Source organism: Streptomyces sp. 7R007, from assembly GCF_054850255.1.
In genome coordinates, this window is sequence record NZ_JBTWMV010000074.1 from 17,737 (window position 1) to 27,755 (window position 10,019).

Annotated in this window: 5 protein-coding genes; 2 read left to right on the forward strand and 3 right to left on the reverse strand. The window is 73.4% G+C overall.

The window, feature by feature from the left end; genetic code table 11:
- Nucleotides 1–213: 213 nt before the first annotated feature.
- Together ACYF6T_RS41635 and ACYF6T_RS41640 are read right to left on the reverse strand one after the other, a co-directional pair.
- Nucleotides 214–3,225 carry a putative bifunctional diguanylate cyclase/phosphodiesterase gene (locus tag ACYF6T_RS41635; RefSeq protein ID WP_461703177.1) on the reverse strand — a complete coding sequence of 1,004 codons (3,012 nt, stop codon included), beginning with the start codon at nt 3,223–3,225 and terminating at the stop codon, nt 214–216.
- A gap of 422 nt (nt 3,226–3,647) precedes the next feature.
- The gene (locus ACYF6T_RS41640) at nt 3,648–4,616 is read right to left on the reverse strand and encodes a 2-hydroxyacid dehydrogenase (protein WP_461703178.1); all 969 of its coding nucleotides are present in this window, start codon (nt 4,614–4,616) and stop codon (nt 3,648–3,650) included.
- Nucleotides 4,617–4,690: 74 nt separating this feature from the next.
- Here ACYF6T_RS41640 and ACYF6T_RS41645 point away from each other — a divergent pair, with 74 nt between their 5' ends.
- Together ACYF6T_RS41645 and ACYF6T_RS41650 are read left to right on the forward strand one after the other, a co-directional pair.
- Nucleotides 4,691–5,689 (forward strand): aldo/keto reductase, encoded by a 999-nt coding sequence (locus ACYF6T_RS41645; protein ID WP_461703179.1) that lies wholly within the window; start codon nt 4,691–4,693, stop codon nt 5,687–5,689.
- Between the two features lie 131 nt (nt 5,690–5,820).
- Nucleotides 5,821–6,975 (forward strand): PQQ-dependent sugar dehydrogenase, encoded by a 1,155-nt coding sequence (locus ACYF6T_RS41650; protein WP_461703180.1) that lies wholly within the window; start codon nt 5,821–5,823, stop codon nt 6,973–6,975.
- Between the two features lie 16 nt (nt 6,976–6,991).
- Here ACYF6T_RS41650 and ACYF6T_RS41655 read toward each other — a convergent pair whose 3' ends face one another.
- On the reverse strand, nt 6,992–10,015 hold the full coding sequence (locus ACYF6T_RS41655; protein WP_461703181.1) for a helix-turn-helix transcriptional regulator: 3,024 nt from the start codon (nt 10,013–10,015) through the stop codon (nt 6,992–6,994).
- Between the last annotated feature and the right edge of the window lie 4 nt (nt 10,016–10,019).

Here is a 10,019-nt window from a genome sequence, read left to right on the forward strand (position 1 = left end):
GCTGAGGGTTTTTGCGAGGTTTGTGCGGTGTTCGGCTGCTGCACGACACGTGCCTGTGCAACAAAAAACCCCTCGTGCCGTAAGGCAAGCGAGGGGAGCGCGCCGGGTGGAGGTCGCTGAGCGGTGGTGGGCTCAGCGTCAGCCGACGCGCTGTCCAAGTACGAGAATTCGGGTGCGCATGGCACTGACCCTCCCCCCGACGCGCACCACGTGTCAAGTGGGTGGGACGGGAGTCTCATTATGTGAGCGCAGGGTTGTTCCGCCCCCGAGCACCGCGGTGACACCTCCTGTGTACCTCTTGGCGCCGCCGCCCGCGAAGGCGGGCTCGATCGGCCCGTGCGGCACCGGGTAATGGCCGGATCCGAGCGCTCTGCGCAGCCGGTACTCGTCCAGCGGGCCGGAGAACGCCATGCCCTGGCCGTGGGTGCAGCCCATCGCGCGCAGGGCGACGACCTGCTCGGGCAGGTCCACGCCGTCGGCCACGGACTGCAGTCCGAGGTCGGTCGCGATCCTGAGCAGCCCGCTGGTGATCTTGTGCAGCCGCGCGGACTCGACGACGCCCTCGACCAGGCTGCGGTCGAGCTTCAGCACGTCGACGGGGAGTCTGCGCAGCGCGGTGATCGCCGCGTAGCCGCTGCCGAAGCCGTCCAGCGCGATCCGTACGCCGAGCCGGCGCAGCGCGGACAGCCGCCGCTCCAGCTCGTCGAGACTGACCCGGGGGTCGGTCTCGGACAGCTCGATCACCAGGGATCCGGAGGGCAGTCCGTGCCGGGTCAGCAGGGCCTCGATCGAGCCGAGCGGCATCGAGCGGTCCAGCAGGCGCCGGGCGCTCATGCGCACCGCCACGGGCACGGCCAGGCCGGTCGCGGTGCGCTCGGCGGCCTGCTCGACGGCCTCCTCCAGCAGCCAGCGGCCCAGCTCGGCGGTCTTGTCGCTGTCCTCGGCGACGCGCAGGAACTCGGCCGGGGTGAACAGCACCCCCTGGGACGAGCGCCAGCGCGCCTGCGCCTCGACCGATGTGATCCGGCCGTCCTCCAGGCGGACCACGGGCTGGTGCAGCAGCGTGAACTCGCCGTCGTGCAGCGCCGCGCGCAGCCGGGTGGCGAGCTCCGCCTTGCGTACGACGTCCTGCTGCATCTGGGGTGCGTACAGCTCGACGCGCCCCTTGCCGCCCGCCTTGGCGCGGTACATGGCCAGGTCGGCGTTGCGCAGCAGCTCGCCCGCGCCGAGGCCGGCCTCGGCGAAGGCGACGCCGATGGAGGCGGCCACCCGGACATCGTTGCCGTCGATGAGGTAGGGCTGCGAGAGCGTGACCCTGAGGCGGTCGGCGAGCTCCAGGATGTGACGTTCGCGCGCGGTACGGTCGCGGGCACCGTCGCCGACGATCAGGGCCGCGAACTCGTCGCCGCCCAGCCGGGCCGCGGTGTCGCCCTGCCGGACCGCGTCCTGGAGTCTGCGGGCGGCCTGGACGAGCAGTTCGTCCCCGGCCTGGTGCCCGATCGTGTCGTTGACGGCCTTGAAGCCGTCGAGGTCGATGAAGAGCACGGCCGTACCACGCAGGTGGGCGCCGCGGTCGGAGGCGCGGCGACCGGACAGGGCCTGCTGGACGCGCCGGGTGAACAGGGCGCGGTTGGGCAGGTCGGTGAGCGGGTCGTGCTCGGCGTTGTGCTGCAACTGCGCTTGCAGGCGCACTCTTTCGGTCACGTCCCGGCTGTTGAAGATGAGGCCGCCGTGATGGCGGTTGACGGTGGACTCGACGTTGAGCCAGCCGCCGTCGCCCGACCGGAAGCGGCACTCGATGCGGGTGGTGGGTTCTTCCTGGGGGCTGGCGGCGAGGAAGCGGCGCACCTCGTGCACCACGCAGCCCAGGTCCTCCGGGTGGATGAGATCGGCCAGTTCGGTCCCCACCAGGTCCTCCGCCGGGCGTCCGTAGACACCGGCGGCGGCCGGGGAGACGTAGCGCAGGACGCCGCTGGGCGCGGCGATCATGATGACGTCGCTGGAGCCCTGCACCAGGGAGCGGAAGTGGTTCTCCTTCTGCGCCAGTTCCTGGGTGAGGGCGATGTTGTCGAGCAGCATGATGCCCTGGCGCACCACGAGGGCGAGCACGACCGTGCCGCCGGTGATGAGCACGACGCGGCTGACGTGGCTGCCGTTGAGCACGTTGTAGAGGATGCCCAGCGTGCAGACGGCGGCGGCGAGGTAGGGCGTGAGGGCGGCCAGGGAGCCGGCGATGGGCCGGGTGGCCGGATACCGGCCGTGATCACCCCCCTGGGGTGGTGCGTGGTGGGGGTGGGTGGTGCCGCGCCGGCCGGGCAGGTGCTCGTGCACCACGCGCGTGTGCCCGTCGCCCTCCGCGGCCGGCCGCCCCGGCCGGGGCGCGGCCCAGGGGGCGTACGCCAGCAGCAGGGAGCCGGCGAACCAGCCCGCGTCGAGCAGCTGGCCCGAGTGGTAACTGCCCTGTAGCAGCGGCGAGCTGAACAGGGCGTCGCACATGACCGTCAGGGCCAGCCCGCCGATGGCGGTGTTGACCGCCGCGCGGTTGGCCGCCGAGCGCCGGAAGTGCAGCACCAGCACCACGCTGACCAGGGCGATGTCCAGCAGCGGGTACGCCAGCAGCAGCGCGGTGCGGGCGACGCCGGGCCCGTCGGACTCGGCCGTCTTGGCGAGCGCGAGGCTCCAGGACAGCGTGAGCAGCGAGCCGCCGATCAGCCAGGTGTCCAGCGCCAGGCAGACCCAGCCGGCCTTGCTCACCGGCCGCTTGGCGAGCACGAGCAGTCCCACGATGGCGGGCGGCGCGAAGCCGACGAAGAACAGGTTGGCGTAGCTGGGCGTGGGCACGTCCTCGCCCAGCACGACCTCGTACCATCCCCACACGCCGTTGCCCATGGCCGCCATCGCCGAGGAGAGGGCGAACAGCAGCCAGGCGGAGCGGAAGCGGACGCTGCGGCTGTGGGCGTAGAGGAAGCAGGACACGGCGGCGGTGGCCGCGGCTGCGCTCAACCCGAAGTCGCCCATGATGTCGGCCAGTTGGCTCGATCCCCAGCCGATCGCGGAACCGACGGCGTATCCCGCGCAGACCAGGGCCAGGACGAGCTGGTGGACCAGGCTGTTGCCGCCACCGTCACCGCCGCCGGCCGGCGGGCGGGACAGCAGCGGCCCCGGCGAAGGCTGCGCCCGCAGCGCTCCGTCGAAAGCCGTCACGGGAGGCGGCGGCGAGGTCACCGGGGCCTCCCGGTCCGCGTCGCTCCCGGGTCCCGAGGGTCCCGGTGCGCTGGGTGCGCGTGCTTCCTGCGGCTGCTGTGCCGGCGGTGGTGGTGGCTGTGACGGCAGCCGTGGCCGGCGTGGTGACCGCGTCTGCGCGCGGCCGTACGCCAGGGTCGCCGCCGGCGGCCCCGCCGCGTCGGATCGTTCGTCCATAGGCCGTGCATCGCCCGTCGCCCCCCTCACAGTCTGAAATGTCCATCCCCGGCGCCGAACGGTGCGCGGCGCAGCCCCTGCTCGGGACGATACACCAGTCTCGTCACTCAGGGACATAGTTCCTCTACGCTCCGTGACGACCAGCATGGATGCGGGCACGCACCGCATCGGTGAGGTTGCGGAGGGTACCGGAAACGGATTGCGCGCCTGTTGCGCCGGTCTCGCGCCTACACGCCGGTTGTACCTGTCGTATCGGTTGTGCCTGTCGTAAGGATCACGTTGCCGAGCGGCTCCTGGTTCACGAAACGTGTCAGCTGGTTCACGAGGAGTCGCTTCGCCCGGGGCAGGAAGGCGGAGGTGGGCCCTCCGACGTGGGGGCTGATGAGGACGCCGGGCGCCCGCCACAAGGGGTGTTCGCGGGGCAGCGGTTCGGGGTCGGTGACGTCGAGGGCGGCCATGATGCGGCCGCTCTCCACCTCGGCGAGCAGGGCCTTGGTGTCGACGACGGGACCGCGGGCGACGTTGACGAGGAGCGCGCCGTCCTTCATCCGGGCGAGGAAGTCGGCGCCGGCCAGGCCGCGGGTGGACTCGGTGAGCGGGGTGACGAGGACGACGACGTCCGCCTCGGGCAGCAGCCGGGGCAGGTCGGCGAGCGGGTGCACGGGACCGCGCTCCGTGGTGCGCGCCGAGCGCGCGACGCGCACCACCCGCGCGACCTCGAACGGAACGAGCCGGTCCTCGATCGCGGATCCGATCGAGCCGTACCCCACGATGAGCACGTTCTTGTCGGCGAGCGCGGGCCGGAACCCGCCGAGCCACTCCCCGCGCTCCTGGGCGCGCACGAAGTCCGGGACGCCGCGCAGTGAGGCGAGCGTCAGGGTGAGCGCGAGCTCGGCGGTGCTCGCCTCGTGCACCCCGCGCGCGTTGCACACCCGTACGCCCGCGGGCAGGTGCCGCAGACCGGGCTCGATGTTGTCGATGCCGGCCGACAGCGTCTGCACGACCCGGACCGAGCGGAGTTCGGGCAGCGGCCGCACGGCGACGGCGACGGGCTTCATGTAGGGGACGACGTAGTACACGCAGTCGGCGGGGTCCGCGGGATAGTCCTGCTCCCCGTTCCAGTAACGGTAGTCCGGGCCCTCGGGGAGGCCCTCGATCTCGTCCGGCGGGAGGGGAAGCCACACGTCAGCAGTCATGTCAGGAGGCTATGTCAGGCTCGTCGGGGCGCAGAGGTTAGGTTGGGAGCCGGGAAAGGGAGGTTCACAGCCAGGTGGAGCGCAGGACGATCGGCGCGGGGGCGCTCGTGGTGGGGGCCGTGGGCCTCGGGTGCATGCCGATGAGCTGGGCGTACAGCGCCTCGCGGCAGCGGGGTGAGGAGTCGCTCAGGGCGGTGCACCGGGCGCTGGACCTGGGCTCGACGCTGCTGGACACGGCCGACATGTACGGCCCGTTCACCAACGAGCTGCTCCTGGGGCGGGTGTTGAAGGAGCGCCGGCAGGACGCGTTCGTGTCGACGAAGGTCGGCCTGCTGGTCGGCGAGCAGCACATCGTCGCCAACGGCCGCCCCGGCTATGTGAAGCGGGCCTGCGACGCCTCGCTCAGACGCCTGCAGACGGACGTCATCGACCTGTACCAGCTGCACCGGGAGGACCCCGAGGTGCCGGTCGAGGAGACGTGGGGCGCGATGGCCGAGCTCGTCCGGGCGGGGAAGGTGCGGGCGCTCGGGCTGTGCGCGGTGGGCGCCCGCGGCGGCCGCCGGTCCGGCACCCGGCTGCACGACGGCACGCTGCGGCAACTGCGCCGGCTGCAGCAGGTGTTCCCGGTCAGCGCGGTCGAGGCCGAGCTGTCGGTGTGGTCGCCGGAAGCGCTGGAGTCGCTGCTGCCGTGGTGCGAGGCGCGCGGGATCGGCTTCCTCGCCGCGATGCCGCTGGGCAACGGCTTCCTGACCGGCACCCTCACCCCGGGCGAGGGTTTCGAACCGGACGACGTGCGCGCCCGCCACCCCCGCTTCACCGCCGAGATGATGGCGGCCAACCAGCCGATAGTGGCCGGACTGCGCCGTGTCGCGGCCCGGTACGGCGAGGACGTCACCGCCGCCCAGGTGGCGCTGGCGTGGGTGCTCGCGCAGGGCCGGCACGTGGTGGCGGTGCCGGGCACCAAGCGGGAGCGGTGGGCGGCCGAGAACGCGGCGGCGGCCGGTCTGCGGCTGACGCCTGAGGACCTCGCGGAGGTGGCGGGGCTGCCGTCCGCGCAGGGTTCCTGGGACTGAGGCGCCGGCCGGCGCATCGGGTGCGGGTGATCGGGAACCTGGGAGGCGCGAGCGGTGTAAGACAGGTAGCGGGTGAGCACCCGCTGCCGGACCGCCGCTTCGAAGGGACCAAGATCGTGGATCGACGAGCTGTGCCGGCCGTACTGGCCGCGACCGCCCTCCTGCTCACGGCCGGCTGTTCCTCGGGCGGCGGCTCGGACTCCTCGGGCGGCTCCGCGTCCGGCGGCGCGTCGAGTGGTACGGCGTCGGCGTCGTCCCCCTCCCGCCAGGCCGCCGACCAGGTCCCGCCCGCCAAGGGCTCGGTGAAGGTGCTGCGCACGGTCGCGACGGGCCTGAACACGCCGTGGGGTGTGGCCCCGCTGCCCGACGGCGCGCTGCTGGTCGCCTCGCGCGACCAGGGCACGATCACCCGGGTCGACGAGAAGACGGGGAGGAAGACCGAGCTCGGCAAGGTCTCCGGCGTCTCCCCGGCCGGCGAGGGCGGCCTCCTGGGCATCGCCCTCTCCCCGGACTACGCCTCGGACCACATGGTCTACGCGTACTTCACCTCGGCCTCGGACAACCGCATCGTGCGCATGCTGTACGACGCGAAGAAGCCGTCCGGCGAACAGCTCGGCGCTCCGGACACCATCTTCAAGGGCATCCCCAAGGGCTACATCCACAACGGCGGCCGGATCGCCTTCGGCCCGGACGGAATGCTGTACGCGGGCACGGGCGAGAGCGGCAACCGCGGGCTCGCCCAGAACCGCGAGTCCCTCGGCGGCAAGATCCTGCGCCTGACCCCCGAGGGCGACCCGGCCCCCGGCAACCCCTTCCCCGACTCGCCGGTGTACTCGTACGGCCACCGCAACGTCCAGGGCCTGGCCTGGGACGCGAAACAGCGCCTGTTCGCCTCGGAGTTCGGCCAGGACACGTGGGACGAGCTGAACGCGATCAAGCCGGGCGGCAACTACGGCTGGCCGGACGCGGAGGGCAGGTCCTCCGACCCGGCGTACCACAACCCCATAGCCCAGTGGCACACGGACGACGCCTCCCCCAGCGGCATCGCCTTCGTCGACGGCGTGATCTGGATGGCCGGCCTGAAGGGTCAGCGCCTGTGGCGCGTCCCCCTGGACGGCACCAGGGCTTCGGCGGCCCCCCAGTCCTTCCTCAAGGGCGAGTACGGCCGGCTGCGCACGGTCGTCGCGGCCGGCGGCGACCGGATATGGCTGACGACCAGCAACACGGACGGCCGCGGCGACGCCAAGAGCGGTGACGACCGGATTCTGGAGCTGGAGGTGAAGTGACGCGGGCGGGCGCCGGTCAGCCGGTGGCCAGCCGCTCCTCCTCACCGGCCGGGAACAGGCCCAGCCGGTGGGCCATCGCCGCCGCTTCTCCCCGGCCCGAGACGCCCAGCTTGCCGAGGATGTTGGAGACGTGGACGCTGGCCGTCTTCGGCGAGATGAAGAGGGCCTCGGCTATCTGGCGGTTGGTGCGGCCGGCGGAGACCAGGCGCAGGACGTCGCGTTCGCGGCTGGTGAGGCCGAGGGACTCCTCGGGGGAGCGTCGTTGCGGGGTGCGGTCGAGGGGAAGGCGGGCGCGCTGGGCGAGGAGGGCGACCGCGTCGGCGAGGGGGCGGGCGCCGAGGTGGTCGGCGACGGCCCGGGCGAGGCGGAGCAGTTCCGTGGCCCGGTCGCGTTCGTCGTCGCCGCCGACGGCCAGGAGCGCCTCGGCCAGGCGGTGGCGGGCGCGGGCGAGGTCGTAGGGGCGGTCCAGGGCCTCGAAGGCGGTGACCACGTCCGACCAGGTCCCGACGGTGTCGCGGCCCTCGGCGCGCTGGAGTTCGGCACGGACCCACTGCTCGTGGGCGAGCCACAGGGGCGCTTCCGTGGTGATGCTCTTCGCGGCCAGGCGGATGCGGTCGAGGGCCTCGGCCCGGCCGTCGGCCGCGGCGGGCAGGGCGCGGGCGTCGGCCTCGGCGGTGGCGGCGGCCAGCAGCAGGGGCCAGGCGTAGCGCTGGGTGCCGGGCGGGAAGCCGGCGGCCACGACGCGGTCGAGTTCGGCGCGGACGTCCAGGAGGCGGCCCTCGCCGGCGGCCACGCCGATGGCGATGCGGGCCAGCGGGAGCGACTGCTGGGGCATCGGGTCGTGGACGCCGAGGTAGCCGCGGGCGTCCGCGAGCCGGCGGGCGGCCTCGGGCAGGTCGCCGCGGCTGAGGGCGAGGTGGGCCAGGCAGTAGGCGCCGCCGGCCTGGGGCTTGGCGTTGTGGCCGACGCGCAGGGCGTTCGCCGCGGCGTCGGCGGCCTCGTCCCAGCGCCCCAGGAAGTACAGCGCCTTGGAGAGGTTGGCCCACACCCACGCCTCCGAGTCCAGCAGGCCGAACCTCCTGGTGAAGGCGATGCCCTCCTCCAGGATCGGCACGGCCTCGGCGGTGCGGCCGACCCCCTCCAGCTCGGAGGGCAGGTTGATGTGGGCGCGGCCGGCGACGTAGGTGACGCCTTCCGCCAGGGCGCGCTCCTTGACCTCGTACATCTCCGCGAGGCCGGACTCCACGGACCCCGAGTCGACCATGAGACCGCCGAGGGTGAGGCGGGCGTTCAGCTCGATCTCGCGGGCGCCGACCATGCGCGCGTACTCCACGGCCCGCTCGGCGGCGAGCAGGGCGTCGGGACCCGGTTCGCGCAGCATCGACCAGTTGGCGACGGTGGAGAGCACCTCGGCGTGCACGGCGGACGGCGGCAGACCGCGTACCAGGTCCTGGGCGGTGGCCAGTTCGCGCCAGCCGTCGCCGCGGGCCAGGGCCTGCACCAGGCGGGAGCGCTGGATCCAGAACCAGGCGGCGCGCAGGGGGTCGTCCTCGTCCTCCAGCAGGTGCAGCGCGCGCTTGGTGATCTTCAGGGCGCGTTCCCGCTCCCCGCACAGCCGGCCGGCGACGGCGGCCTCGGCCATGAGGTCGAGGTACTGCACGGGCGTGGCCTCGGGGTCGCAGCCGCAGGGGTCGTAGACGTCGCAGTAGTCGGCGAGGCGCAGGGCGGCCCGGACCTCCTCGGGGGCGGTGTCCCACAGCTCCATCGCCCGCTCCAGCAGCCGCAGTTGCTCGCTGTAGGCGTGCCGGCAGCGGGCGGCCACGGCGGCGTCGAGGACGGCGGGCAGGGCCTTGGCGGCGTCGTGGGCGTGGTACCAGTAGCTGGCCAGGCGCATCACGCGCTCGTCGGCGGGGACCAGGCTCGGGTCGGCCTCCAGGGCCTCGGCGTAGCGGCGGTTGAGGCGGGAGCGCTCACCCGGCAGCAGGTCGTCGCCGACGGCCTCGCGGACCAGGGAGTGGCGGAAGCGGTAGCCGTCGCCGGTGGGCGTGGCGAGCAGGATGTTGGCGTTCACGGCGGCCCGCAGCGCCTCGATGAGGTCGTCCTCGGCGAGGGAGGCGACGGCGGCCAGCAGCCGGTACTCGACGGTGGAGCCGCCCTCGGCGACGATCCGGGCGACCCGCTGGGCGCTTTCGGGCAGCCCCTCGACGCGGACCAGGAGCAGGTCGCGCAGGGAGTCGGTGAGGCCGGTGCCGCAGCCCTCGGAGGCGCAGACGGCGAGTTCCTCGACGAAGAAGGCGTTGCCGTCGGAGCGGGCGAAGATCTCGTCGACCTGGTCGGGGTCGGGTTCGGCGGCGAGGATGCCGGCGATCTGGCGGCCCACCTCCTCGCGGTTGAAGCGGCTCAGCTCGATGCGCTGGACGGTGCGCACGCGGTCGAGTTCGGCGAGCAGGGGGCGCAGCGGATGGCGGCGGTGGATGTCGTCGGCGCGGTAGGTGGCGAGGACGACCAGGCGGCCGGTGCGCAGGGTGCGGAAGAGGTAGGCCAGCAGGTGGCGGGTGGAGGCGTCGGCCCAGTGCAGGTCCTCCAGGGCGACGACGACGGTGCGGTCGGCGGCGACGCGTTCCAGGAGGCGGGCGGTGAGTTCGAAGAGGCGGGCCATGCCCTCCTCGTCGTGCCGCCGTCCGGGAGTGGTCTCGCAGACCTCGGGCAGCAGCCGGGCCAGTTCCTCCTCCTGGCCGGCGGCGGCCGCGGCGACCTCGTCGGGCAGTTCGCGGCGCAGGGCGCGCAGGGCGGTGGAGAAGGGGGCGAAGGGCAGGCCGTCGGCGCCGATCTCGACGCAGCCGCCGAGGGCGACGACGGCACCCGCGCGGCAGGCGGCGGTGGCGAACTCCTCCACCAGCCGGGTCTTGCCGACGCCGGCCTCCCCGCCGATCAGCAGCGCCTGCGGGTGGCCCGCGGCGGCCTGGGCGAGGGCGTCGTTCAGCGTGCCGAGCTCCTCGGCTCGGCCGACGAACACCGGACTGACGGACCTGGTTTCCACGAGA

What these genes read in the sequence shown, in the direction of transcription:
- ACYF6T_RS41640 (WP_461703178.1), bottom strand. Translation starts at nt 4,616, where the DNA reads ATGACTGCTGACGTGTGGCTTCCCCTCCCGCCGGACGAGATCGAGGGC.